The organism is Stenotrophomonas sp. YJH_SMC_101-4, from assembly GCF_059370395.1.
Genome location: NZ_JCAFTP010000001.1, coordinates 1,178,948 through 1,204,740 on the forward strand (window position 1 = coordinate 1,178,948; position 25,793 = coordinate 1,204,740).

Genomic DNA, 25,793 nt, shown 5'->3' on the forward strand with positions numbered 1-25,793 from the left:
CGCAACCGGACCCACCCCGCCTTCGACAGATTTCCGCGATCTGCCTGCATTTTTGTAGAGCCGAGCTGTGCTCGGCTCAATTCGTTCCGATGTCGAAATATTCGATTTCGATTGACGTTCATCCACACATGGCTCGGGTCTACCAATACCCATCCAACCGTCACCGGGAAACTGTCGAAGGTGGGGCGGTGTCGGATTGCGGGGTGTCCGCGGCATGGATGCCGCGGCCAAGCCCCCATGGACGGGTTTACGGCGTCCCCGCAATCCGACACCGCCCCGCCAAGCCACAGACAACCCAGAGCCGCTTTGGCTTTGGCTGTAGACGTCGCCCTGGCTTGAAGCAGGTGCAGGGCGCAGCCCTGCCGACTCACCCTTCCCCTGCGCACGAAAACGATTTCACTGTTTTCAGCAAACCGTCATCCCTTCGCCACGCCAGTACCATATTGCGGAGCAGCATGCGCCCGCGGGCGACCCATGCTAAAAAACGCCCGCCCATCGCTTAGATCGATCCAAGACGACGTTGCGATGGCCGGGAGTTGGGGGAGCGGCAACAGGACGTACCAGGCCACGTGCACGGTGCAACTGCCACTGCATGGCGATAGCGACAATGTCACTTCAAATTAGATCGATTCAAGTTGTCCGTGCCACGTCACCGGATCAATCCAGGAGAGAGGGAGAGATGGGAATGAAGCATTCAACACGTACGCATGGCCAGGACGCACTGGCGTTGGCCATCGCGCTGGCCTTGGCCGCCGCCGTCATTCCGGCTGGCGCCGCCGCGCAACAGGCCACGTCTACCGGCGCGCCGGATGCCACCACTCTGGACAGCGTCCAGGTCACCGGCTACCGCTACGCCATCGAAAAGAGCCTTGAGCAGAAGCGCGACGCCAACGCCGTTGTCGAAGTGATCACCGCCGAGGACGTCGGCAAGTTCCCCGACAAGAACGTGGCCGACGCACTGCAGCGCGTGCCCGGCGTGGTCATTACCCGCAGCGGTGGTGAAGGCAAGAGTGTCAGCGTGCGCGGCCTTGCGCCGGACCTGACCCTGACCCAGTTGAATGGCAACTACGTGGCCACGTCGGAAACCAACGACGAAGCCACCCGTTCGTTCAACTACACCCTGCTGCCGTCGAACATGCTGTCCAGCGCCGAGCTGTTCAAGTCGCCGGAAGCACGCATCGACGAAGGCGGCATCGGCGGCACGGTCATCCTGCACACCCGCCGTCCGCTGGACATGGAGTCCAACTCGGGCTTCGTCACGCTCGAGGGCACCTCCTCCGATACCCACCACGATATCGACCCGCAGGCCTCGGCCCTGTATTCGTGGCACAGCAAGGATGAGCGTTTCGGCGTGCTGGTCGGCGTGACGCAGCAGAAGCGCACGACCCGTACCATGGAAGCCAGCACCGAGGACTACCAGTGGTATGGCGCCGGCAAGGCGCGCGATGCCTATGGCAACGTGCAGGCGCAGGATGGCATCCACTACTGGTGGGGCAAGTCCGGTTTCAACAACCAGACCGGCGGCAACTACAGCGACTTCTTCATGCCGACCTCGGTCAACTTCGCGGTGAAGGAAGAAAAGCGCGAGCGCAAAGGCGGCCAGCTGACCTTCCAGTTCAAGCCGGTCGACAACGTCACGATGACGGCCAACTACTTCCGCTTCGAACTGCAGGGTGATTACACCCAGAACATGCTGAAGATTCCGGAATGGAGCATGGCCCGCTTCAATGGCGATGGAAACTGGGCCGGTGGCCGCCTGCTCAACGGCCTGGACTTCGATCCCAGCGGCAACACCGTTACCGGCGCCCAGTTCGAAAAGCTGGCTGGAAAGACCTACTACTGCAATGAAGACCAGGCCAAGGCCGCCGGCCTCAAGCCCGGCGGCTGGGGCCCGGACGACTGCACGGTTCCGACGCCGCAGCTGACCGGTGGCTACAGCAAGGAAAAGGCGCTGTCGCAGACCGCTGACCTGACCATCGACTGGGACATCAGCCCGCTGTGGAAGGCCTCGTTCACAGGCGGCCGCACCTGGTCCGAAGGTGGCCCATCGATGAACTTCCGGATGTCGGCCAAGCCGCGCCGCAAGGTCGGCAACGATTACCTGTCGGGCAATCTGTACAGCGCCTGGGATCTGACCGGCACGCCTTCGGCCACCTTCTCGCCCGACCTGCAGCAGCAGCTGATGAACGGCATCGCCGAAGTCGACACCGGCTCGACCGATTCGTCGTGGAAGCGCACCGAGGTCAAGCAGAACTACTTCCAGGCCGACGTCACCAAGCTGTTTGAATCCGGCTGGCTGGACTCCATCCAGTTCGGTGCCAAGTACCGTGATGGCAAGGTCCACCGCAACACCGGCAACACCTACTGGGTGTGCCCGGGCCGTGACCCGGCCGACTATGACAACAGCCGCTACCAGAGCGGCTGCGATCCGACTGCCGGCGATGCGCAGCCTGGCTTCTTCCTGTCCAACCCGATCAGCAACATTGCTGGTGGCTTCAATGCCAACGTGTTCCCGGGCATCAACTACCCGGCCTACATCGACTACCTGAACAAGACCTACGGCGGTTCGCACAACCGTACCGAGGAAGACTTCGTCTACAACGTCAACGAGAAGATCTATTCGGGCTACTTCCAGGCCAACTTCCGCACCGAGCGTCTGCGCGGCAACGTTGGCGTGCGCGTGGTGCGCACCAAGCAGTTCGCGCAGTCCTCCGACTCGATCGAGAAGTTCAACGACTACTTCCTGGACAACGCGTCCGGCGCGCCGATGGCGTGTACCGATCCGGCCGCTGCAGCCTACCCGACCTACAGCTGCGAGAGCGGCTTCGTGCGCCTGCCGCATGACCTGGCGCAGAGCAAGACCTACAGCCTGATCGGCGTGGACCGCACCTACACCGACGTGCTGCCGAGTTTCAACATCGCATGGGACATCACCGACACGCTGGTGCTGCGTGGTGCCGCATCGAAGGTGATCGCCCGCCCTGGCTACACCGACATCGCAGCACCGGGCGCACTGAGCTACTACAGCGAGGAGTACGTCAATGATCGCCGCGTTGCCGGTGGCGCATCGACCGCAGGCTGGGTCGGCCAGGGCAGCAACAAGCAGCTGGAGCCGTTCAAGGCCACCCAGTTCGACCTGGGCCTGGAGTGGTACTTCCAGCCGGGCGCGGTCGCCGGCGTCAGCCTGTTCCGCAAGAACGTGGACAACTTCACCCTGCCGGTGGTGCGCGACACGCCCATGGTCATCAACGGTGAAGCGGTGAACGTGCAGCGCTACGAGACCCAGGCCAATGGCCGCGATGGTGTGTCGCAGGGCGTCGAGCTGTATGGCCAGTACACCTTCGATTTCGGCTTCGGCGTGCAGGCCAACTACACCTACAACGACACCAACCTGGCTTCCATTGTTCTGGACGGGCAGGAAATCGGCTCCTCGCCGCTGGTCGGCAGCGCCAAGAACCAGGCCAACGTGACGGTCTTCTACGAGAACGAGAAGTTCCTCGCGCGCGCTTCGTTCAACCGTCGCGGCCAGGTGGTCGGCGGGCTCAACAATGGCCTCACCGTCTACACCGAACCGTATGACCAGCTGGACCTGAATGTTGCCTACAACCTGACCCCGGACTGGACCCTGACCGCCTCGGTGATCAATGCCACCAAGTCCGAGCAGCGCGTGCACCTGGGCAATGACACCAAGGCCCGCCTCGTCTCCAACACCTACGCAGGCCGCCAGCTGTACTTCGGCGCCACCTGGAAGTTCTGAAGCACCACGGGTTGCGCGGGTACGCCCGGCGCAGCCCACGCCCTGCTCCGGCGGGGAAGTTCCTCCACGGCAGCCACGCTGGTACAGGTGGCTGCCGTTTTTTGTCGGCGCCTTGCCTATCGTTCAGCCCGGCGCTTGACCCTGCCATCGTTGGAAGGTGCACACTGACTCCACCCCAAGAGCACCGAAGGAGCTACAGATGGAATTCCATGTTGAAGGCATGACCTGCGGTGGTTGCGCGCGCAGCGTGACCCGCGCGATCCAGCAGATCGATCCGAACGCCAGCGTGGTTGCCGACCCGCCGACCGGCCTGGTCAAGGTGCAGACCACCGCGTCGCAGGAACAGGTGTTCGCCGCGGTGAACGATGCCGGTTTCCCGCCGCGTACCGTCTGACCCCTGCCCTGCGTCCACAACGAAGCCCGCCCCGTGCACTGTCACAGGGCGGGCTTTTTGGTTCACGCGATATCGATTCAATGCTTCTGTGCGCGTCGCCGCACTGCACCGGTCTTCGCGGTATCAACCGGCACCGGTGTCTCATCGTCCTCACCCAGCCGCTGCAGGATCGGGCACTCAGGGCGCTCGTCTCCCGCACAACAGCTGATCAGCGACTTCAGCGTGTCGGCCATCTGCCGCATGTGCTCGATGCGCTGTTCCAGATCGGCGATGTGCTGTTCGGCCAGATGCTTCACGTCGGCACTGTGCCGCGAGGTGTCATTCCAGAGGCCCAGAAGATCGGTGATCTCGGCCACCTGGAAGCCGAGATCGCGCGCACGGCGGATGAAACGCAGGCGGTGGATGTCCGCCTGCGAATACGCCCGGTAGCCCGACTCGGTTCTATCAGCTGCGGGAATCAGGCCGATCTGCTCGTAGTAGCGGATCATCTTCGCCGACACGCTGGAGGCCTTGGCAGCTTCACCGATGTTCATGCGGATCTCCTTCAGTGGGTGGCAGCGGCGGCATCCGCCATCGGCGGCTGGAAGCGGCGCAGTCGCAGCGCGTTGCCCAGCACGAACACACTGGACAATGCCATCGCACCGGCCGCGAACACCGGCGACAGCAGCACGCCCCACACCGGGTACAGCACGCCGGCCGCTACCGGAATCAACGCGGTGTTGTAGGCGAAGGCCCAGAACAGGTTCTGCCGGATGTTGCCCAGCGTCGCCTTGGACAGCGCGATGGCATTGGGCACGCCCTGCAGATTGCCCGACATCAGCACCACATCGGCCGACTCCACCGCGATATCGGTGCCGGTACCGATGGCCAGGCCGACATCGGCTTCGGCCAGTGCCGGCGCATCATTGATGCCATCGCCGACGAAGGCGACGTGGCCATGCGTGGCCTTCAGGCGGCGCACGGCCTCGACCTTGCCTTCCGGCAGCACCTCGGCCACCACCTCATCGATGCCCAGCTCGCGCGCGATCGCCTGCGCGGTACCGGCGTTGTCACCGGTGATCATCGCCACCTTCAGGCCGAGCTGGTGCAGTGCCGTGATCGCGGCCGGCGTGCTCGGCTTGATCGGATCGGATACCGCGATGATCGCGGCCAGGCGACCGTCAATGGCGACATACAGCGGCGACTTGCCCTGCGTTCCAAGCTGGGTGGCCAGCGCCGCGAACGGCGTGATATCCACCCTCAGATCGCGCATGAAACGATCCGCCCCCACCTCCACGCGCGCGCCATCAACGCTGGCACGCACGCCCATGCCGGTGACCGATTCGAAATCGGCCATCGCCGGCAACGCGATGCCCTGCTCGGTGGCCGCATCCACGATGGCGCGGGCAATCGGATGCTCCGAGCGCGACTCCACTGCCGCCACCGCTCCCAGCACCGTACTGCGATCAAAACCGTCGGCGATCTCCAGGTCGGTCAGGCGCGGGCGGCCTTCGGTCAGCGTGCCGGTCTTGTCCACCGCCACCACCTGCGCGTCCTTCAGCAGCTGCAGCGCTTCACCCTTGCGGAAAAGCACACCCATTTCAGCGCCACGGCCAGTACCGACCATGATCGAGGTCGGCGTGGCCAAGCCCATCGCGCAGGGGCAGGCAATGATCAGCACCGCCACCGCATTGACCAGCGCGAAGCTCAGCGCCGGCGATGGACCGAAGATCAGCCAGACCGCGAAGGTCGCCAGCGCGGCCAGCATCACCGCCGGCACGAACCACAACGTGACCTTGTCGACCACCGCCTGGATCGGCAGCTTCGAGCCCTGCGCCTGTTCGACCATGCGGATGATCTGCGCCAGCATCGTCTGCGCGCCCACCGCCGTGGCTCGCACCGTAAGTGCGCCCTTCTGGTTGACCGTGCCACCGACAACGCTGCTTCCCGGCTGCTTCTCGACCGGAATCGGCTCGCCGCTGATCATCGACTCGTCGATGTAGCTGCGACCCTCGACCACCTCGCCGTCGACCGGCACGCGCTCGCCCGGGCGCACTTCCACCACGTCGCCGCTCTGCACTTCATTGACCGGGATGTCGACGGTGCGGCCGTCACGGATCACATGGGCGACCTTGGCCTGCAGGTTCACCAGGCGCTTGATCGCCTCGGAGGTACGGCCCTTGGCCCGAGCTTCAAGGAAGCGGCCGAGCAGGATCAGCGCGACGATCACCGCCGCCGCTTCGTAGTAGACGTTCACCGTGCCCGGTGGCAACAGCCGCGGTGCAAAGGTCGCTACCACCGAATAACCGAACGCCGCGGCGGTGCCCACCGCCACCAGCGAGTTCATGTCCGGCGCCAGCCGCAGCAGTGCCGGGAAGCCCTTCTGGTAGAAACGGCGGCCGGGGATGGCCAGCACCAGGAGGGTCAGCACGAACTGCAGGTACCAGCTGGCCTGCATGCCGATGGTGGCCATCACCCACTCGTGCATGCCGGGAATCAGGTGCGAACCCATCTCCAGCACGAACACCGGTAGCGCCAGCGCGGACGCCACGATCAGGTCGCGTTTCAGTCCGGCGCGCTCGGCATCCTTCTTTTCTGCAGCCTCATCGTCGGACTGCACACCGGCCTGGATCAGGCGTGCGGCGTAGCCGACCTTGTCGATGGCCGCCACCAGCGCGTCAACGCCTGCCACGCCGCGCACGGTCGCACGCTCCGTCGCCAGGTTCACGCTGGCCTGGCTGACGCCCGGCACCGCCAGCAGCGCACGCTCCACGCGGCCCACGCAGGAAGCGCAGGTCATGCCTTCCACGGCCAGTTCAACGGTAGCGGCGGGCACGTCATAGCCCACCCGCTCCACCGCCTGGATCAGCGCGGCCCGATCGACCGGGCCCGACGGGCGGATATCCGCGCGCTCGGTGGCCAGATTGACCGAAACACTGCCCACACCTTCGACCTTGGACAGCGCGGCCTCGACCCGGCCGACACAGCTGGCGCAGGTCATGCCCTCGATGGGCAGGCTGATGGTGGCGGGGCTTGCGGGGGCTGCAATGGCGCGGGGCGTGCTCATGATCGGATTCCCGGGGTTCCTTCTGGATGCGGACAGGCTAAACCTTGCCATCGTGGGAAGGTCAAATCCAGCCGCCACGTCCAGCCGGTATCGCCGGGCCAGGCCCGGCGTACCGCCCGCAATCCGCCTCAGAAGGTGAACACGTACTCCAGCGCGAACTCGCGGCCCACCGCGCCGAGCAGGCGGGTCGGGGCGAAGTCATAGTCCAGCTTGTACGGATCCTTGTGGTTCCAGCTGGCCGAATTGAACACGTTGTTGACGTAGACGTTGACCTTGGCGCGTTCGGTCACCTGGTAGCCCATGTTGAAGTTCCAGGTGATGAACGGCCCGACCCGCCCGTAGTAGCGCGTGGTCTGCTGGCCGGCGTTCGGGTTCGGGTTGGGCGAGCCATCCGGACGTGTTGCCGGTTCCAGACAGTTCAGCGACGGGCTGTCGCTGGGCACATAGCCATCAGCGAACGGCAGGCAGCCACCCGGGTTGTTCAGGCGATCGGTGCCCCAGTGGTAGCGCACGCCCGGCACCGAACCGATACGGTCGGCATAGACATTGGCGTTCCAGTTGCCGCGCTGCCAGGCCAGGCTCGCGCGCAGCTTGCTGCGCAGGTCGCGGTCACGACGCTCCGGGTTCGGGTCGTTGGCGTAGCGCTGTTCCTTGGTCGAGATCTGGTTGGTGTAGTTCAGGCCCAGCTGGAAGCTGCCCCATTGCGCGGTTTCCAGGCGATAGCGCGCGGTCAGGTCGATACCACGCACTTCGCGGCTGGCCAGGTTGAACGGCCCGCGCTCGATCGATACCAGACGGCCGTTGCTGTCGCGGTTCACGCGGGCCAGGATGCCGGCGCAGTATTCGCCACCGGCCGGATTGGCCCACGGTGTACCGTCGATGTTCTTGCCGGTCAGGCAGCCGGCTTCGCTGGCCAGCACCTCGTCGGCGCCGACGTCGACGATCATGTCTTCCAGCTTGATCGCCCAGTAGTCGGCACTGACCGACAGATTGGGCATCACATCCCAGACGAAACCGACCGTCCACGAATCGCCGGTTTCCGAACGCAGCAGTGGCGTGCCGCGGCGGTTCACGTCGAAGGTGTACCAGACGTCGGTGTTGCCCACGCCGCAGTTGTTGACCAGGTAAGCGCCGCTCTGGATGCAGCGCAGGCGGTCATAGGTCTGCACTTCGGAGCTGCTCGGCTGGCCCAGCAGGTAGTGCATGTCCGGCGCATGGAAACTGGTGGCGTAGGAGCCACGCACCAGCAGCGACTCCACCGGGCGCCATTCCAGGCCGACGTTCCAGGTGGTTTCCTTCTGGCTGCCGATGTCCAGCGCTTCGCCGCTGTTGTCAGCCTTGTAGTTGCCATAGCGGTCATAGCGCGCGGCCGCAGTGGCGGTCACGCTCTCCAGCAGGGGGATCTTGAACTCGACGCCGGCCGAATAGCGGGTGCGCTCGCCGCCGCCGCGATCAACGTTCTGCAGGTCGAAGTCGATACCTGCACGCGGATCGGGGCTGAGGTGATAGCCCTGCTGCGCGACTTCGGCCACTGCCGCGAACGAAATCGGACCCGCCCATCCTTGGAACAGCTCGCCGGTGATGTCCGCCGAAGCCTGGTTGACCCACGATGATGCGCGGTTCCTCGCCACCGTGCCCATCTGCCAGTACTGGTCCGGCGTCAGCGGATTCCACCAGCGCGATTCGTTCAGTGCGTAGATCGCCTCGCCATCGGCGGTGGTGCCCAGCTTCGGGCCCAGGAAGTAGTCATACGACTTCTGCTTGTCGACCACGTTCTGCCGTTCTTCAACGCGGTAGTAGGAACGCCCCACTGTGGTGCTCCAGTCGAAGCGGTCAGCGAGGCGGCCACGCAGGCCGGCGCTCCAGTCCCAGGACAGTTCGCGGTTGGTGTTGCGCAGCGTATCCAGGCCACCGACTTCATTTGGCGTGAACTGGCGCACGCCCAGGATCGGGCGGTTGCGGTTGGCATCCCAGTAGTAGCCGTTGTCGTCGTCGATCAGCGACACGCTCGGCGGATTGGTGCCCCAGATCGCTTCGGAGCGGTAGACGGCCAGGTTGGTCCAGGCCTGCAGGTCATTGCTGAAGTCGAAGGTGGCATACAGGTTGCCGGACACGTTCTCGGCACCGCCCGTAAGCAGCCAGTTCGCATAGTCCGCACTCATGCCGCACAGGCGGCCGGTGTTGGTGATGGTGTTGGCGGCGTAGTTGTAGACCAATCGATCGGCGGTGTAGTACTCGCCGTCGAACTTCTCGCAGGTGCCGGTGGGCGGCGCCAGGCGCTGGCCGGTGGTCGGATCGATCAGCGCCAGGCCGGCGGTGGGACGGAAGCCGACCTTGCGTTGTTCCATGTTCCAGGACGGATACGGTGCATCATCGGCATCGTCCATCTGCGGGCGGTCACGACCGAACAGCGGGTCGCGCTTGGTGTACTGCAGCGCGTAGGTCACGCTCCAGTTGTCGCCGGTCTTGCCGCCGGCCCAGGACAGGTCCCAGGTATCACGGCCGCCTTCGGTGGAGGTGCCGCCGCGTACGCGCACTTCATCGCCGTCGTAGTTGGTTTTCAGGATGACGTTGACCACGCCGGCGATCGCATCCGAACCATAGATGGCCGAGGCGCCACCGGTCAGCACTTCGATGCGCTCCACCGCCGCGGCCGGAATGTTGCCGTAGTTGGAGAAGTTGGTTTCACCGCCATACGGCAGCGGGTAGTCCGCCACGCGACGGCCGTTGACCAGCAACAGCGAGCGGTTCGGGCCCATCCCGCGCAGGTTCAGGCCGCTGGCATTGGGCGTATGCGAGCCCCACTGCGAGGCGGCTTCAACAGTGCCGGTCGCTTCGGTGAGGGTCTTCAGCGCGTCGTACACGCTGACGAAGCCTTCCTTCTGGATCTGCGCGGCAGTGATCACATTGACCGGTGCCGGGCCTTCGACACTGGCGCGCTTGATGCGCGAGCCGGTGACGGTGACCGCATCGAGATCCTTGGTGGACGAGCTTGAGGCTTCCTGCGCACTGGCAGCCAGGGGAAGCAGGGCCAGGACCAGGGCCTGGGACAGCAGGTGACGGCGCTTGCGGACAATCTGAGCCATGGGTGGTTGCTCTTCGAAAGTGTGGACGCACGGACGGGTGGTGGCGCGGCACTACGGCTGATCCGGGCGCTTGGATCGGTTCAAGACCGTCGCGGCGCCCTCCCCTGTGGATCGATCCAAACTAAAGCACAGCTGAACCATGCACGGCATGCGGCGGCGCAGCAACACCCGAGGGAATGCTGCCATCGGCTGCCGGCATCCAGAACAATCAAAGGGTTGCGAAACATCGCTGAGAGAATGGCGCACACGTCAATGACACGATCGCGACAATCGCGCGCGGAACTGTTTTGTCCGTGATGGCGTGTACGGTCGACAGCGCGTCGTTGTAGAGCCGAGCCCGCGCTCGGCTGCTGTTGTTCGCCGCGAAAAGCAGCCGAGCGTGGGCTCGGCTCTACAGAGAAGAAACGGGTTACCTTGCGCCGTCCAGCGCCTGCCGTAGGGCGGCCACGGTCGCGGTGCTGGTCTGGCTCCAGTCCGGATCCAGTCCGCGCAGGGCCGGATTCTGGAACTGCATGGCCGAGCGCCGCAGGCCTTTCGCCGAGGCGTGCAACTCGGCACAGCCGCTCCGTCGCGCGACGGCGGCGATATTGGCCGGGCCCAGTCCGGCGCCGGCCATCACCGTGATGCGCCCCGCCGACTGGGTGACCAGGCCCGCCAGCACCTCGGCACCGGCCTCGGCGCTGACCTGGCCGCCGGAGGTCAGCACGCGCTGGCAACCCAGTTCGATCACCTGCTCCAGTGCCGCCGGCAGATCGCGGGCGGCGTCGAAGGCGCGATGGAAGGTCACCTGCAACGGCCCGGCGGCCTGCATCAGTTCACGGCACAACGCCACGTCAACGCCGCCCTGCACGTCCAGTGCGCCGATCACCACGCCATCGCAGCCCAGCGCGCGGCACTGCGCGATGTCACGCAGCATCAGTTCGGTTTCCAGCGCGTCGTAGTGGAAGTCGCCCGGGCGCGGGCGCACCAGCACGAACAGCGGAATCGACAGGCGTTCGCGGGCCATCGCGATGGTGGCAAACGACGGCGTGGTGCCACCCTCGGCCAGGTTGTCGAACAGTTCGATACGGTCGGCGCCGCCGGCCTGCGCGGTCAGCGCCGAGGCCAGCGAGTTGCTGGCGATCTCCAGGGTCAGCCGCGTGCTCACGCCTGGGTGCTCGTGTAGATCGACGGCGAGTCGCGCAGGTCATCCTGGCGCTGCGCATCGCACACGGCGTAGACGAAGCCGCGATGCAGCGCGTAGGCGCCCACCTCGCCCTGCTTGTTCATGGCCAGGAAGCACACCTGCAGGGTCTTGCTCGCCTCCGGCCGCTTGCGCACCACACGGTCGATCGCCTCGCGACATGCCTGCGCGGGCGAGCGCCCCTGGCGCATCAGCTCGACCACCAGGAACGAAGCAGCGTTGCGGATCATCTCCTCACCTACGCCCGAGGCGGTGGCCGCACCCACTTCGTTGTCGACATACAGGCCGGCACCGATGATCGGGCTGTCGCCGACCCGGCCGTGCAGCTTCCAGGCCATACCGCTGGTGGTGCAGGCACCTGCCAGATGGCCCTTGGCATCCAGCGCCAGCATGCCGATGGTGTCGTGGTTGTCGCTGTTGCCGGGAATACCACGGCGCTCGGCATTGATCTGTGGCTGGTACTTCTCGGTCTTCAACCAATCGCGCCAGGCCGCTTCGGCCTGCGGCGTCAGCAGGTGCTTGCGCTCGAAGCCCTGCTGCACCGCGAACTGCTGCGCGCCCTCGCCCACCAGCAAAACATGCGGGCTGTTTTCCATCACTTTGCGGGCTACCGACACCGGATGCAGGATGTCGACCAGCGCAGCCACTGCGCCACAACGACCATCGCCATCCATGATGCTCGCGTCCAGGCTCAGCACGCCATCGCGATCCGGGTTGCCGCAATGACCGACGGTAGGGTTGCACAGCTCACTCTCGGCCCAGCGTGCGCCCGCTTCTACCGCATCCAGCGCACTGCCGCCCTGCGCCAGCACCTTCCATGCGGCCTGGTTGGCCGGCACGCCAAAGTCCCAGGTCGAAACCACCTTGGCCCCACCCTGCGTGCGCGCCTGCACGCCCGGCAAAGCCGCCATGCCTGCGGCCAGTGCGCCGGCCTGCAGGAACTGCCTGCGATCCACCATCTTCCCCTCCCAGTCTGCAATGCACGGCCGGCCCGATGCCGGCCGTGCCGATCAGTCGTGCGTGGGCTGTCGTGCGGCGTGCCAGACCGCTGCACCGAGTACCCCCAGCTGGCCATGCTCCACGCGCCATACCGGCACCTGCCGCAGCACCTCGGTCAGCACGCCCTTGTTGAGGAAGCGCTCACGGAAACGGCCATCGGCCAGGAAATCCTGCACGTGCGCGGAAATGCCGCCGGCCAGGTACACCGAACGTGCGCCGACGGCGATCGCCGCGTCGCCGGCCAGGCTGCCCAGCCAGGCGCAGAACACCTGCAGCGTCTCCACCGCCAGCGCATCCTCGCCGCCGCGGGCGGCGCCGATCAGCGCCTCTGTGCTGGTCCACACCGGGGTGACGCCGCGCAGCTCGCACAGGCACGGGTACAGGTTCATCAGGCCACTGCCGGACAGCACGCGCTCGTTGTCCACGTGCGCCCAGCGCTGCAGCAGCTTGCCCAGCACCTGAAGTTCCAGCGCGTTGCCGGCGCCGAGCGCGGCATGGCCGATCTCGCTGGCCAGCACCGGGCGCTCGCCATCGGCGAAACGCAGCGCGGCGCCCAGGCCGGTGCCCGCGCCCAGCACCAGCGCCGGGAACGCCTGTGCCGGATCAGCGTCGCCGTTCAGTGGCACCAGGGTTTCCGGCTGCAGGTACGGGATGGCCAGCGCCACCGCTTCGAAATCATTGATCAGCTGCAGCTCATGCAGCCCGGACTGCGCGCGGGTGGCCGACAGCGAGACCGTCCACGGCAGGTTGGAATTGATCAGTACATCGCCATCGAGCAGGCCGGCGATGGCCACCACCGCAGTCTGCACCGGCTGGCCAAGGCCTGCGGTGAAATCGGCCAGGATCGCGGCCAGGCTGGGGTGCTCGGCGCAGGCATAGGTGCGATGGCTGCCCAGCAGCGGCGCCTGGCCGGGTTGGGTTTCAGCCAGCGCAAGGCGGGCGAAGGTGCCGCCGACATCGGCGACCACCAGACAGCGCGGAGGGCCGCCGCGGGCGGAGTCGGAGGAAACCGGGGACGCTGCTGCGATGGTCACGCTGGCCTGCTTGGATCGATTGAATCGCCCCGATTCTCAGGCATCGGGGCGGCTTTGCCTAGCACGCCGATGATTCAGGTTGGCCTACATGCCTTCCTGTTCGGCCACCTGCACACCATCCACCAGCACGCGCAGCCGCTGCGGGCGGAAGCCGGCAAACAGCAGCGGCCGGGTGCGCTCGACCAGCACTTCATGGCCGGCGATGTGGCGCAGCCACGACTGTACCAGCGAGAACGAGAAGTGGGTGCCCGGATGCAGCGGGTGCTGCACCCAGACCGTCTCGGAGGCGCTCTGCAGCTGCATCGCGCCGGTGAACCAATGGCGGCTGAGGGTCACCGGCGTGGTGCCGGCCATGAAGCGGATATCCATGCGGGGTCCTTTCGCTGGGGCCGTGATGCGGAGGTCAGGGCTGGGCAGTCTGCAGGCTGTAGCTGGTGCTGGCGGTGAACACCGCACCGTCGGGCTGGGTGGAGCGCACCTCGACCTTGTGGCTGCCCACGGCCAGATCGGTCGGCAGCGCGCCACGCCACAGGTGCGGCGATGCGGTGGCCTCCGGCGAGCGGTCGTAGCCGCGCAGGCTGTCAGCCAGATCGTCAGCCACGTTCTCCACCATCAGGCGCGGATCGGGCTGGCTGACCTGCTTCATCGGCTGCCAGGCGCCGCCATCGACGCGGTACTCGACCACGCTGGCATCCTCACCCATATAGACGTTGGCATAGATGCCCCACGCCGGGTAGGCCCCCTGGCGCAGCACCTTCGGTGCGTGCAGGCCGATCTGCTCGCTGGCCGGTTTGCCGGCCACGCGGTACTGCAGTTTGTAGCTGCCATTGCCGTCCGCGTCGAGCAATGCATAGCCCTTCGGCGTGCCATCGCTCATGGTGCTGTCCGGCACGCCGGCGGCATTCTTCACGCCCGACCAGAACGCGCCGCAGTTGGCGCCGACGTTGTACTCGTGCAGCGGCTTGTCGCCGTTCCAGCCGTCGGCCTTGCCGTGGTAGACGTGCTGCTGGGTGTGGCTGTGGCCGCTCAGCACCAGCACGTTGCGGAAATCCTTCAACAGGTCGAACAGGCGCTGGCGGTCAGCATGGCGGAAGGTCTCGCGTCCCGGCGCGGCGTCGAACAGCGGGATGTGCATGCCCAGCACCAGCAGGCGATCCTTGTGCAGGCCCTTCAGGTAGCTGGCAAGGAAGGCGAACTGGTCTTCGCGCAGTCCACCGACATACTTCGGCTTGGCCTTGGGGTCGTAGACCACGTCGTCCAGGAACACGAAACTGGCGCCACCCTCCTCCACCGCGTAGGTATCCGGGCCGTAGATGTTGCGCCAGCTGTCCAGCGAGTGCTCATCGCTGGCGGCATCGAAGTCGAGGTCGTGGTTGCCCGGCACATGGAACCACGGCACGCCAAGTTCGGTGGTGACCTTGTTGATCGCCGGATACAGGGTCAGGTCATCATTGACGATGTCACCCAGGGTGGTGCCCATGCGCGCCCTGGTCTGACCGACCAGCGGCGCCACGATCGACTGCTGGTAGTAGCCGATGTCCTTCAGGCTGGCGGTCTGCGAATCGGTGAACACCAGCATCTGGAAACCACGACGGCTGTCATGGCGATCCGACTGCAGGGCGAAATCCCAGTTGCGGGTGACGTCGCTGGTGGCGGCGATGCCGCCGTACTTCAGCGCCGGCGAACCGTTCGGACGGTAGTGGCGCCAGAACGAAGGCAGGCCATCGGCCGCCTTCGGGAACGAATACGCATCGGGCTTGATCACGAACACGGTCTGGCCATCACGCACCGGCAGGCTGTAGCTGCCGTCGGCGGCGGTCTTGACGAGGGTCTCGCCGTTGGAGACCTGCACCCCGGCCAGGCCCGGATCGGTCGCGCCGCGCCCCGGCCGGCCGTCGCGCTCCAGATAGACCTTGCCGGTGACCACGGTGTCCGCGGCCCAGGCCGGCGAGGTCAGCAACAGGCAGCACAGCCACGCGGCAGGCAGTTTCATGGGAGAGATCCAGCAGAAAGAGACGCGGTATTGTAGAGCCGAGCCATGCTCGGCTGCATTTCAAGATGGTAGTACCGGCCGCTGGCCGGCAACCTCACATTCGTCGGACGTCGGGTGGTTGCTGGCCAACGGCCGGCACTACCGCACCTCAACGATGGCGCTTTTCCAGCACCGCCCGCGCATCCTCCAGCGACAGCCCGCGCGCGCGCAGCAGCACCAGCAGGTGGTACAGCAGGTCCGAAGCCTCGCCCAGCAGCGCCTCGTCATCCTGCGCCACCGCCGCCAAGGCGGTCTCCACGCCCTCCTCGCCCACCTTCTGCGCGATGCGGCGGATGCCGCCCTCGAACAGGCTCGTGGTGTAGCTGCCCGTTGGCCGCTGCGCCTCGCGCATCGCCACCAGCTGGCCCAGCCCGCCAAGGAAGTCCTTCGGCGCGCCATCGAAGCAGCTCTCCGCACCGGTGTGACAGGTCGGCCCGGCCGGGCGTGCCATCACCAGCAGCGTATCGGCATCGCAGTCCACGCTGATCGACTGCACCACCAGCACGTTGCCGGACTGCTCGCCCTTGGTCCACAGCCGCTGCTTGCTGCGGCTGAAGAACGTCATGTGCCCGATCGCCAGGGTGGCCGCCAATGATTCGGCGCTGACATAGCCCAGCATCAGCACCTGCAGGGTATCGGCATCCTGCACCACGGCCGGCAGCAGGCCGTCGCCCTTGCCCCAGTCCAGCGCCTGCAGCGCATCCAGCGATGGCCTGACTTCAATAGACATCCCGCACCTCGATCTGCTGTGCGCGCAGGTAGCGCTTCAATTCCGGAATGGCGATGGCACCGCTGTGGAACACGCTGGCTGCCAACGCGCCGTCGACGTCGGCCTGGTCAAAGGCTTCGGCGAAGTGCTCCATCGCACCGGCGCCACCGGAGGCGATCAGCGGCACCTGGCACAGGGCCCGCGCCTGCTGCAGTTGCACGACATCGTAGCCACGGCGCACGCCATCGCTGTCCATGCAGTTCAGCACGATCTCACCGGCGCCCCGCCGTTGCGCCTCGACAATCCAGTCCAGGGTGCGCAGTGGCACCGCCTGGGTCTTGTCCGGGTCCCCGCTGAAGCGGCGCACCCGCCACTGTCCATCGGTCTCGCGTACCGAGTCGACACCGACCACCACGCATTGCACGCCGAACTCGTCGGCCAGTTCAGTGATCAGTTCCGGACGGCCCAACGCCGGCGAGTTGATCGACACCTTGTCGGCACCGGCGAACAGCACGCGACGCGCGGTTTCCACGCTGTCGATGCCACCGGCCACGCAGAACGGAATGTCGATCAGCCGCGCGATGCGCTCGATCCAGGCCACGTCCACTGAACGCGCCTCGGGGCTGGCGCCGATGTCATAGAACACCAGCTCGTCGGCGCCCTGGTCACGGTAGCGCTGCGCCAGCTCGGCGATATCGCCCATGTCGACGTGGTCGCGGAAACGCACGCCCTTGACCACGCGGCCATCGCGCACGTCCAGGCACGGAATGATGCGCCGGCTCAACATGCCAGTGCCTCCGCCAGGTCCATGCGCTGCTCCAGCAGCGCCTTGCCAAGGATCGCGCCACCGCAGCCTGCACGTCGCGCTTCGGCAACGTCGGCCACGTCACGGATGCCGCCGGAAGCCTGCACCGCCACGCCCGGCAGCAGCGCCGACAGGTGCTGGTAGAGGCTGATGTTGGGCCCGGCCAGCATGCCGTCGCGGGCGATGTCGGTGCACAGCAGGTGGCGCATGCCGGCGCGTGCGTAGCGCTGAGCCAGAACGTCCAGGGTCACCCCGGCGTTCTCGGTCCAGCCGTGCACCGGCAGCTGCCACTGGCCCTGTGCATCCTGGCGCGCGTCAAGCGCAATGGTGATGCGTTCGGCGCCGAATTCCTCCAGCCAGCCCACCACCTCATCGGGACGGCGCACGGCCAGCGAGCCGACCACTACGCGACCGGCGCCGGCATCGAGGATGCGCGCCACGTCGTCGCGACCGCGCACGCCACCGCCGGTCTGCACCTGCAGCGGCGTCTGCGCACGGATCGACGCGAGCAGCGGCGCAAGGGTGTAGCCACCGGCACGCGCAGCGTCCAGGTCGACCAGATGCATCCACTGCGCGCCCTGCGCAGCAAAGGCCTGCGCGCGCGGCAGCGGATCGTCGCCGTAGGAGGTTTCCTGCGCGTAGTCGCCCTGGCGCAGCCGCACCACGCGGCCATCGCGGATATCCAGCGCGGGGTAGACGATGAAACTCATGCAGCAGTGCCCTCAAGGAAGTTGCGCAGCATCAGCGAGCCGGTCTCGCCGGAGCGCTCGGGATGGAACTGTGCACCGTAGTAACGCCCCTGCTCCACCACGGCAGTGAACAGGCCGCCGTGATCGCAGGCAGCAACGGTGTGGGTATTCAGCGGCGCCGCATAGCTGTGCACGAAGTAGGCGCTGGCGCGCTCCGGCACACCGCGCAGCAGCAGCGATTCGCGCAGCGGCAGCAGCCGGTTCCAGCCCATGTGCGGCACGCGGATGCCGCAGGCCGGCACCAGCTTGCGCACCACGCCGGGAATCAGCCCCAGTGTCTCCACACCCGCTTCCTCGGAGCGTTCGAACAGCAGCTGCATGCCGAGGCAGATACCCATCAGCGGCACCTCCAGTCGCTGCAGCGATTCCACCAGGCCCTGCGCGTGCAGGCGCTGCATGCCGGGACCGGCGGCGCCGACACCGGGCAGGATCACCCGCTGCGCGCCGATCAGGCCGTCCGCATCGCGCACCAGCCGCACCGTCGCACCCAGACGCTCCAATGCATAGCGCACCGAGCCCAGGTTGGCACCGCCGGCATCGATCAGCGCGACGTCGCTCACAACGCCCCCTTGGTGGAAGGCAGCGCGGTGCCCTGCCGGGCCAACGCCGGACGCAGCGCACGCGCCAGCGCCTTGAAGCAGGCCTCGACCTTGTGGTGATCGTTGTCGCCGCGCACCTGCAGGTTGAGGTTCAGGCCACTGGCGTCGCACAGCGAGCGGAAGAAGTGCGGCACCAGCTCGGTCGGCATATCGCCCACGCGCTCACGCTTGAACTCACCTTCGAACACGAAGTACGGCCGGCCGCTGAAATCCAGTGCGGCGCTGGCCAGCGTCTCGTCCATCGGCAGGGTGAAGCCGTAGCGGCCAATGCCGCGCTTGTCGCCCAGCGCCTCGCGCAGCGCCTGGCCCAATGCGAGCCCGGTGTCCTCGATGGTGTGGTGCTCGTCGATGTGCAGGTCACCCTCGGCCTGGATGTCCAGCGCGAAGCCACCATGCTTGCCGATCTGCTCCAGCATGTGATCGAAGAACGGCAGTCCGGTGGAGATGCGCGCATCGCCCGCACGATCCAGATCGAGTTCTACGCGGATCTTCGTTTCTTTCGTATTGCGCTGGACCACGGCGGTACGCGGCGCGTCGGCCAGCGCGTGGGCAATGCCCGCCCAGTCCCACTCGCCACCAAACTGTTCGGTGCGCAGCTGGAAACCACGGATATTGAGGTTGTCGGCGAACTGCAGGTCGGTGATGCGGTCACCCACCATGCCCGAACGCGCCCAGTCGATGCTGCGGTCCTGCAGGTAGGCGGTCATCAGGCCGATGCCCGGCTTGCGGGTCGGCGCATTGTCCTGCGGCCAGCTGCAATCGATCAGCACGTCACGGAAGGTAATGCCCTGGCTCTCGAAAATCTGCAGCATCAGCTCGTTGGGACCGTCGAAGCTGGCACGTGGGTAGCTGTCGCTGCCCAGGCCATCCTGGTTGGTGACGATCACGAACTGGTAACCGGCATCCCGCAGCTTCAGCAGCGCCGGGATCACCTGCGGCACGAAGCGCAGTTTCTCGTAGGCGTCGATCTGGAAATCGGACGGCTCCTCGATGAGGGTGCCGTCGCGGTCGATGAACAGGATCGGGGTCATGCTGCGGCCCTCCGCGCCGACAGGGCCGCAAGCACGCGGTCATTCTCTTCGGGGCTGCCGATACTGATGCGCAGTGCATCGCCCAGCTGTGGCGCGGCGCGCTGGTCGCGCACCACCACGCCTGCAGCCAGCAGCGTATCGAACGCGGCCTGGGCATCGGCGAAGCGGACCAGCAGGTAGTTGCCGGACGAGCGGTACACGCGACGAACGCCGGGTAGGCCGGGCAGCGCAGCGAACAGGCGTTCGCGTTCGGCGATGACCGTGGCCACGCGCTCGGCGGTGCGTGCCAGCGCGGCCGGCTGCAGTGCCTGCACGGCCAGGTCCGCGCATGGGGTCGGCACGGGGTACGGCGCTTGGCAGCGGCGCAGCACGGCAATCAGCTCCGAGGCGGCGATGAAGGTGCCGATTCGGGCCGCGGCCAGCGCGTGCGCCTTCGACAGCGTGCGCAGCACCGCCAGATTCGGGTTCGCGGCCAGCAGCGTGGTCGCCGACGGACGCAGCGCGTACTCGACGTAAGCCTCGTCGACCACCACCAGCGCCTGCCCGCGCAGAGCGGCGGCCACCCGCTCGATCTCGGCCAGGCCGATATCGCTGCCGGCCGGGTTGGACGGCGCGCACAGGAAGACCAGCTTGGCGTTGCGCGACTTGGCCGTATCGATCACAGCATCCAGATCCGTACGCAGGCCGACTTCGGTATCAACCAGCGGCACCTCAAGCAGTGCGGCGCCCTGCAGGCGCGCGCAGACCGCATACATGCCGAACACCGGCGGCGTGACCAGCACGCCATCGCGGCCCGGCACGCACAGCGCGCGCACCAGCAGATCAATGGCTTCGTCACTGCCGCGACCAATCAGCAGCTGCTGTGGCGTCACGCCGTACAGCGCCGCCAGTCCCTCGCGCAATGCCAACGGCTGCGGTTCGGGATAGCGCCGGCTGCTGCCTGCGGCATCAGCGGGATTGGCCCAGGCCGACTCATTGGCGTTCAACCAGACCTCGCCCTGCACCGCCGCGCTGCGCGCCGAGCTGTAGCCAGCGAACGCCTGCAGATCCGGGCGCACCAGTGCCAGCACGTCATCAATGGCGGCGCTCATGCGGCAGCCTCCATGCGCAGGGCAACCGCACGTTCGTGCGCGTCCAGGCCTTCAGCGCTGGCGATGATGCGTGCGCAGCCGCCGATTGCGGCCAGGCCGGCGGCGCTGGCGCTCTGCACGCTGATCAGGTTCTGGAAGCTGGCCACGCTGACGCCACTGTAGGCACGCGCGGCACCGGCGGTCGGCAGCACGTGGTTGGTGCCGCTGCAGTAGTCGCCCAGTGCTTCCGGCGTGTAATCGCCGAGGAACACCGAGCCGACCGCCTGCACCTTGTCCAGCCACGCGCGCGGGTCGCGCAGGGCCAGGATCAGGTGCTCGGGCGCATAGCGGTTGCTGATCGCGAAGGCTTCCTCCAGCGAATCGACCTGGATCAGGCGCGAGGCCGACAGCGCCTGGCGTGCGATCTGCTGGCGCGGCAGCAGGGCCACCTGGCGCTCCACTTCCGCCTCGGCCGCCGCCAGCATCGCGGCATCGTCGGTCAACAGCAGCACCTGTGAATCCGGGCCGTGCTCGGCCTGCGACAGCAGGTCGGCGGCGACGAACGCCGGATTGGCGCCCGCATCGGCAATCACCAGCACTTCGGAAGGACCGGCCGGCATGTCGATGGCGGCGGCGCCGTCCTGTGCGACCTGCTGCTTGGCTTCGGTGACGAAGCTGTTGCCGGGCCCGAACAGCTTGTCGCAGGCCGGGATGGTGGCGGTGCCATAGGCCATCGCGGCAATCGCCTGCGCGCCGCCCAGCTTGAACACACGCTGCACGCCGGTCAGCCGCGCGGCCACCAGCACCGCCGGATCCGCGCTGCCATCGGCGCGTGGCGGCGTACACAGCACCACCTGCGGGCAGCCGGCCAGCTGCGCGGGAACACCCAGCATCAGCGCGGTGGACGGCAGCGGTGCGCTGCCCGCCGGCACATACAGGCCCACACGGCCAATCGGACGCAGCATGCGCTCGCAGACCACCCCCGGTGCGGTTTCCACCGCATACCCCGTCCCCATGCCGGCGGCGTGGAAACGGGCGATGCGCTCGGCAGCTTCGACCATTGCCTGGCGCAGCTCAGCCGGCACCGCAGCTTCGGCCGCGGCAAACTCGGCTTCGCTCACTTCAAAGGATGGCAGCTCGACACCATCGAAGCGTGCGGTGATCGCGCGCAGCGCGTCGTCGCCCTGTGTGCGCACCTGTGCAATCAGCGTCGCCACCGCGTCGCGGGTCTGCTGCGCCACGGTCTGCACCGGGCGGGTCAATGCCGCGCTACGCGCGGCCTCATCAAGTCGGGACCAGATCAGACGGTTCATGCCAGCGATCGCTCCACGCTCAACACCATCAGGCCCTGCGCGCCAGCGCGCTCCAGTTCTTCCATGCGCTGCCAGCTCAACGGGCCGGGGCACATGGTCTGCAGGCGCAGCGCACCGCCATCGGCCGGCAGCCGCACCAGCGGCTCGGCATCGGCCAGCAGCTCTGCCAGCGCATCCACGCGGTCTTCGCTGGCGCGGAACATCAGCAGCTTGCGGTCCTGGCGCTGGACCACGCCGTCGAGACGGCGCAGCAGCATCGCCCGCAGCGACGCGCGTGCGTCATCCGGCACCCGCACCGCGCCCGCCAGCACCGCCTCGCTGTCGAGCAGGTTGTGCACCGGGGTCAACTGGTTGGCGCGCAGCGTGGCGCCGCTGGAGACCAGGTCGCAGATCAGGTCGGCGGTACCGAGGCGTGGCGCGATCTCCACCGAACCGGACAGCTCGACCACCTCTGCATCCACGTTCTGCTCGGCCAGCCACTGCTTGAGGATGGCCGGGTAGCTGGTGGCGATGCGGGTACCGGCCAGCTGCGCCGGTCCCTGCCACTGCCACTCCTCGGGTACCGCCAGCATCAGCCGGCACTGGCCAAAGCCCAGCCCGCGCAGTGCCTGGTAGGCATCCGGCAGGCCGCTCTGGCGACGTGCCGCAGCCTGCTCGTCCAGCTCGTTGCGGCCGACGATACCGAGGTCGCAGACGCCGTCGGCGATCAGGCCCGGGATGTCGTCGTCGCGCACCAGCAGCAGGTCCACCGGCAGCGATTCGCCGTAGCAGAACAGCTTGTCGCGGCTCTCGCGCCAGCTCAGGCCACAGGCACTGAGCAGGTTGCGGGCGGGCTCGGCCAGCCGGCCACTCTTCTGGATGGCGATACGCAGCCGGTCGCGTGCCGGCGCTGCCTGGGTTGCACTCATGGGGAGGTCTCGAAGTTCGGAACGGGGCGCGGATCAGCGCGAAGCAAGGCGGTCGATGGCAGCGGCATAGCCTCGATGGCCATGCTCGAGCGTGCGCGCCACCCGTCCGGTGGTGGTCACGCTGACGCCAGTGCGCTCGTGGATCTCGCGGTACGGCACGCCCTGCTGCAGCAGCGGCACCACCTTCCAGCGGTCGGCCATCGCTTCCAGTTCGGCCGGGGTGCACAGGTCGCGAAGGAAGGCCTCGACCTGCTCAGGCTCGCGCAGGGTGGCAAAGGCCCGGGCCAGGGCTTGCAGGTCGGCCTTCGGGTCTTTGGCGGCAATGTCCGGGCGGGCTTTCACGGGGTCGTTTCCATGCATCAATGTAATAGCGCGTTAGTACATTAGCGCATTCTTGCGCAGTGCGTCAAATCGTTGATTGGGTTGGGGTACGGCAGGGCCGCGCCCTGCTCCCGCAGAGGCAACGTCTACGTCAAAAGAAGGCATCCCAAGGGTTGCCGGGGCGGGTCCGGTCGAGGGGGACGCTGCAAGTACCCCTCCGGGGCCCGGCCCAGCCGCTGGCGGCTGTGCGTTCGGGCGCTTGCGAAGCAGTGCTTCGCAAGCAAAGCGCCCTCACCCATGTAGCTCGGTCGCCGCATCCATGCGGCTCACGCCCCCTCAACCGGACCCACCCCGCCTTCGACAGTTGGCCGCGAGCTGTCGGGACGGCCGGGGCCCGGAAACGAGAACGCCCACCGGGTGGTGGGCGTTCTCGTGGCGTGTTGGCGCGCGGCCAACCGGCCGTTACATCACCTTCGACTGCTCCAGCTCGACCTGCAGGGTGCTGGCCAGCTCGTCGCGGGAGACTTCGAACTGCTGCTCGCGCACCAGGTCCTTCACCGCCACCACGCCGCGCGCCAGCTCGTCCTCGCCGGCCAGCACCACGAAGCGGATGCCGGCCTTGGCGGCGTACTGGAACTGCTTGCCGATCTTCTTCGGTTCCATCTGCACTTCGGTATTGATGCCACCGGCGCGCAGGCGGCGCGCGATGTCCAGCGACTGCGGCATACCCTGCTCGTCCATCAGCGCCACCAGCGCCTGCACGCTGCTGGCTTCGATGCCGTCGATCAGGCCCGCTTCGCGCAGCTGCCAGAACAGGCGCGACAGGCCGATGGAAATGCCCACGCCCGGCAGCTTCGACTTGCTGTAGTGGCTGGCCAGGTCTTCGTAGCGGCCGCCCGAGCAGATCGAGCCGATCTGCGGGTGATCGGTCAGCGTGGTCTCGTAGACGGTGCCGGTGTAGTAGTCCAGGCCGCGCGCGATGGAGAAGTTCAGGCAGTACGCGGTTTCCGGCACGCCCAGCGCCTGCACCAGCTGCAGCACTTCGCGCAGCTCGGCAACACCGGCACGCAGGATCTCCGAAGAACCGGCGTCGGCTTCAAGCGTGGCCAGGTGCGCCAGCGCATCGGCATGACCCTGCGAACGCACGGCCACGAATGCCAGGATCTTCTCGACCTGCTCGGCCGGAATCCCGAAGCCCTCGCCCACCAGCGTTTCGCGCACGTAATCGGCACCGCGCTTGTCCAGCTTGTCCACTTCGCGCAGTACCGCCAGCTGGCGCTCGCCTTCGGCCACGCCCAGGCTTTCGAAGAAGCCGCGCATCAGCTTGCGGTTGTTCAGCTGGATGCTGAAGTCACCGATGCGCAGTTCCGAGAACACCGCGTGGATGACCGCCAGCACTTCGGCGTCGTAACGCACGCTCAGGCTGTCCTTGCCGATCACGTCGATGTCGCACTGGTAGAACTCGCGGAAACGGCCGCGCTGGGCACGCTCGCCACGGTACACGCGCTGCATCTGGTAACGGCGGAACGGGAAGGTCAGTTCGTGTTCGTGCTCGGCCACGTAGCGCGCCAGCGGCACGGTCAGGTCGAAGCGCAGCGCCATTTCCGGCAGCGAACGGTCACCCGATTCGGCGGCGTTGGCCAGCGCACCGGTGGACTGCACGAAATACACCTGGCGCTCGGTCTCGCCGCCGGACTTGGTCAGCAGCACGTCGGACAGCTCGAACACCGGCGTCTCCACCGGCAGGAACCCGAAGCGCTCGTAATTGCGGCGGATGACGTCCAGCATGCGCTGGAACGCAATCTGCTCGCGCGGCAGCAGCTCAAGGGTGCCGGGCGGGGTACGGGGCTTGATCACGGGCGGAACTCCTGCTGGAACGGGACGTGGGAGGGGGCGACATTCTAGCGCCCCCGCCTCCGGCAAGGTCGAACGGCCGCTTGAAGTATCATAAGGCCCTCCCCGCCCGCGATACGCCCCCGCAACATGTCCCGGCCTTCCGGCGCTCCGCCCGCCACCAACGATCCCGCCTCGCCGTCCTGCGCCACGCTGGACTGCCTGCACTGCTCGGTTCGCCACCTTGCGGTGTGCTCGGCGCTGTCGCCCGATGAAGTGCAGGCGCTGGAACAGGTCACCGTATCGCAGCAGGTCAGCATGGGCAGCACGCTGGCCCGCACCGGTGAAGAGCGCGACCATGTCTATACATTGACCGGCGGCGCACTGCGCCTGGTGCGCACCCTGGCCGACGGCCGCCGCCAGATCAACGGCTTCGTGCTGCCCGGCGACTACCTGGGCCTGAGCGGCAGCGACCACCACCGCTACGACATCGAGGCCATCGCCGACAGCCGGGTATGCCGCGTTGCGCTGCCACAGATGAAGGCGTTGCGCAGCCGCTTCCCGCACCTGGAGCGCAAGCTGCTGCAGCGCGCCTGCCAGGAACTGGATGCCGCACAGGATGCTGCGCTGGCACTCGCACGCCTGCAGCCTGCCGAAAAACTGGCCGATTTCCTGCTGCGCCTGGCTGCACGCGAGGCCAAGCTGGGTGGCGACGGCCTGCGCGTGTCGCTGCCAATGGGCCGCGGCGATATCGCCGACCACCTGGGCCTGACCATGGAAACGGTCAGCCGCACCTTCACCAAACTGCGCCAGCAGGGGTTGATCGCCCTGCCCCACCTGAACGTGGTGGAGATCCTCGACGAGGACGGGCTGCGCACGCTGGCCGGTGAAGGGTTGATCTGAGGGTTTCGCAGTTCATGGGGT

The 25,793-nt window shown here is 66.9% G+C and carries 21 protein-coding genes; 3 read left to right on the forward strand and 18 right to left on the reverse strand.

Annotated features, from left to right (window positions below; translation table 11 throughout):
- The first annotated feature begins 679 nt into the window (after positions 1-679).
- Together AC5P8D_RS05380 and AC5P8D_RS05385 are read left to right on the forward strand one after the other, a co-directional pair.
- Positions 680-3,757: a TonB-dependent receptor gene (locus AC5P8D_RS05380; protein WP_495203143.1), complete on the forward strand. Its 3,078-nt coding sequence runs from the start codon at positions 680-682 to the stop codon at positions 3,755-3,757.
- Between the two features lie 199 nt (positions 3,758-3,956).
- On the forward strand, positions 3,957-4,151 hold the full coding sequence (locus AC5P8D_RS05385) for a heavy-metal-associated domain-containing protein (protein ID WP_010482571.1): 195 nt from the start codon (positions 3,957-3,959) through the stop codon (positions 4,149-4,151).
- Positions 4,152-4,228: 77 nt separating this feature from the next.
- Here AC5P8D_RS05385 and cueR read toward each other — a convergent pair whose 3' ends face one another.
- The 18 genes from cueR to hisS form a co-directional block, all read right to left on the reverse strand.
- Positions 4,229-4,684, reverse strand: a complete 456-nt coding sequence (cueR, locus tag AC5P8D_RS05390) for a Cu(I)-responsive transcriptional regulator (protein WP_010482574.1) — start codon at positions 4,682-4,684, stop codon at positions 4,229-4,231.
- An 11-nt stretch (positions 4,685-4,695) separates the two neighbouring features.
- Entirely contained in the window at positions 4,696-7,197 is a 2,502-nt protein-coding gene (locus AC5P8D_RS05395) for a heavy metal translocating P-type ATPase (RefSeq protein ID WP_414614409.1), read from the reverse strand.
- Between the two features lie 128 nt (positions 7,198-7,325).
- Positions 7,326-10,283 carry a TonB-dependent receptor plug domain-containing protein gene (locus AC5P8D_RS05400; RefSeq protein ID WP_495203144.1) on the reverse strand — a complete coding sequence of 986 codons (2,958 nt, stop codon included), beginning with the start codon at positions 10,281-10,283 and terminating at the stop codon, positions 7,326-7,328.
- 409 nt (positions 10,284-10,692) lie between these two features.
- Entirely contained in the window at positions 10,693-11,430 is a 738-nt protein-coding gene (locus AC5P8D_RS05405) for a copper homeostasis protein CutC (protein ID WP_312717398.1), read from the reverse strand.
- Positions 11,427-12,425, reverse strand: a complete 999-nt coding sequence (locus tag AC5P8D_RS05410; RefSeq protein ID WP_495203145.1) for a glycosylasparaginase — start codon at positions 12,423-12,425, stop codon at positions 11,427-11,429. Before AC5P8D_RS05410 ends, AC5P8D_RS05405 begins: the two co-directional genes overlap by 4 nt.
- A gap of 51 nt (positions 12,426-12,476) precedes the next feature.
- Entirely contained in the window at positions 12,477-13,499 is a 1,023-nt protein-coding gene (locus tag AC5P8D_RS05415) for a glucokinase (RefSeq protein WP_482984764.1), read from the reverse strand.
- Positions 13,500-13,583: 84 nt separating this feature from the next.
- Positions 13,584-13,868 carry a hypothetical protein gene (locus AC5P8D_RS05420; RefSeq protein ID WP_054171611.1) on the reverse strand — a complete coding sequence of 95 codons (285 nt, stop codon included), beginning with the start codon at positions 13,866-13,868 and terminating at the stop codon, positions 13,584-13,586.
- A gap of 34 nt (positions 13,869-13,902) precedes the next feature.
- Entirely contained in the window at positions 13,903-15,492 is a 1,590-nt protein-coding gene (locus AC5P8D_RS05425) for a calcineurin-like phosphoesterase C-terminal domain-containing protein (RefSeq protein WP_495203146.1), read from the reverse strand.
- A gap of 148 nt (positions 15,493-15,640) precedes the next feature.
- Positions 15,641-16,261, reverse strand: a complete 621-nt coding sequence (gene hisIE, locus AC5P8D_RS05430; protein WP_495203147.1) for a bifunctional phosphoribosyl-AMP cyclohydrolase/phosphoribosyl-ATP diphosphatase HisIE — start codon at positions 16,259-16,261, stop codon at positions 15,641-15,643.
- On the reverse strand, positions 16,251-17,027 hold the full coding sequence (hisF, locus tag AC5P8D_RS05435; protein WP_010482584.1) for an imidazole glycerol phosphate synthase subunit HisF: 777 nt from the start codon (positions 17,025-17,027) through the stop codon (positions 16,251-16,253). The genes hisIE and hisF overlap by 11 nt, the downstream gene beginning before the upstream one ends.
- Entirely contained in the window at positions 17,021-17,755 is a 735-nt protein-coding gene (gene hisA / locus AC5P8D_RS05440; protein WP_317216194.1) for a 1-(5-phosphoribosyl)-5-[(5-phosphoribosylamino)methylideneamino]imidazole-4-carboxamide isomerase, read from the reverse strand. The genes hisF and hisA overlap by 7 nt, the downstream gene beginning before the upstream one ends.
- Positions 17,752-18,354, reverse strand: a complete 603-nt coding sequence (hisH, locus tag AC5P8D_RS05445) for an imidazole glycerol phosphate synthase subunit HisH (RefSeq protein ID WP_012480034.1) — start codon at positions 18,352-18,354, stop codon at positions 17,752-17,754. Before hisH ends, hisA begins: the two co-directional genes overlap by 4 nt.
- Positions 18,351-19,424 (reverse strand): bifunctional histidinol-phosphatase/imidazoleglycerol-phosphate dehydratase HisB, encoded by a 1,074-nt coding sequence (gene hisB / locus AC5P8D_RS05450; RefSeq protein ID WP_010482587.1) that lies wholly within the window; start codon positions 19,422-19,424, stop codon positions 18,351-18,353. The genes hisH and hisB overlap by 4 nt, the downstream gene beginning before the upstream one ends.
- Positions 19,421-20,515 carry a histidinol-phosphate transaminase gene (gene hisC / locus AC5P8D_RS05455; protein ID WP_235651687.1) on the reverse strand — a complete coding sequence of 365 codons (1,095 nt, stop codon included), beginning with the start codon at positions 20,513-20,515 and terminating at the stop codon, positions 19,421-19,423. Before hisC ends, hisB begins: the two co-directional genes overlap by 4 nt.
- Positions 20,512-21,807, reverse strand: a complete 1,296-nt coding sequence (gene hisD / locus AC5P8D_RS05460) for a histidinol dehydrogenase (protein ID WP_495203148.1) — start codon at positions 21,805-21,807, stop codon at positions 20,512-20,514. Before hisD ends, hisC begins: the two co-directional genes overlap by 4 nt.
- Positions 21,804-22,715 (reverse strand): ATP phosphoribosyltransferase, encoded by a 912-nt coding sequence (gene hisG, locus AC5P8D_RS05465; RefSeq protein WP_495203149.1) that lies wholly within the window; start codon positions 22,713-22,715, stop codon positions 21,804-21,806. Before hisG ends, hisD begins: the two co-directional genes overlap by 4 nt.
- 33 nt (positions 22,716-22,748) lie before the next feature.
- Positions 22,749-23,057, reverse strand: a complete 309-nt coding sequence (locus AC5P8D_RS05470; RefSeq protein ID WP_010482593.1) for a YerC/YecD family TrpR-related protein — start codon at positions 23,055-23,057, stop codon at positions 22,749-22,751.
- Between the two features lie 441 nt (positions 23,058-23,498).
- A complete protein-coding gene (gene hisS / locus AC5P8D_RS05475; RefSeq protein ID WP_414614403.1) occupies positions 23,499-24,893 on the reverse strand; it encodes a histidine--tRNA ligase in 1,395 nt (464 codons plus the stop codon).
- A 126-nt stretch (positions 24,894-25,019) separates the two neighbouring features.
- On the opposite strand from hisS, the gene AC5P8D_RS05480 reads away from it, so the two are divergent.
- The gene (locus AC5P8D_RS05480) at positions 25,020-25,772 is read left to right on the forward strand and encodes a Crp/Fnr family transcriptional regulator (protein WP_043397202.1); all 753 of its coding nucleotides are present in this window, start codon (positions 25,020-25,022) and stop codon (positions 25,770-25,772) included.
- Positions 25,773-25,793: the final 21 nt, after the last annotated feature.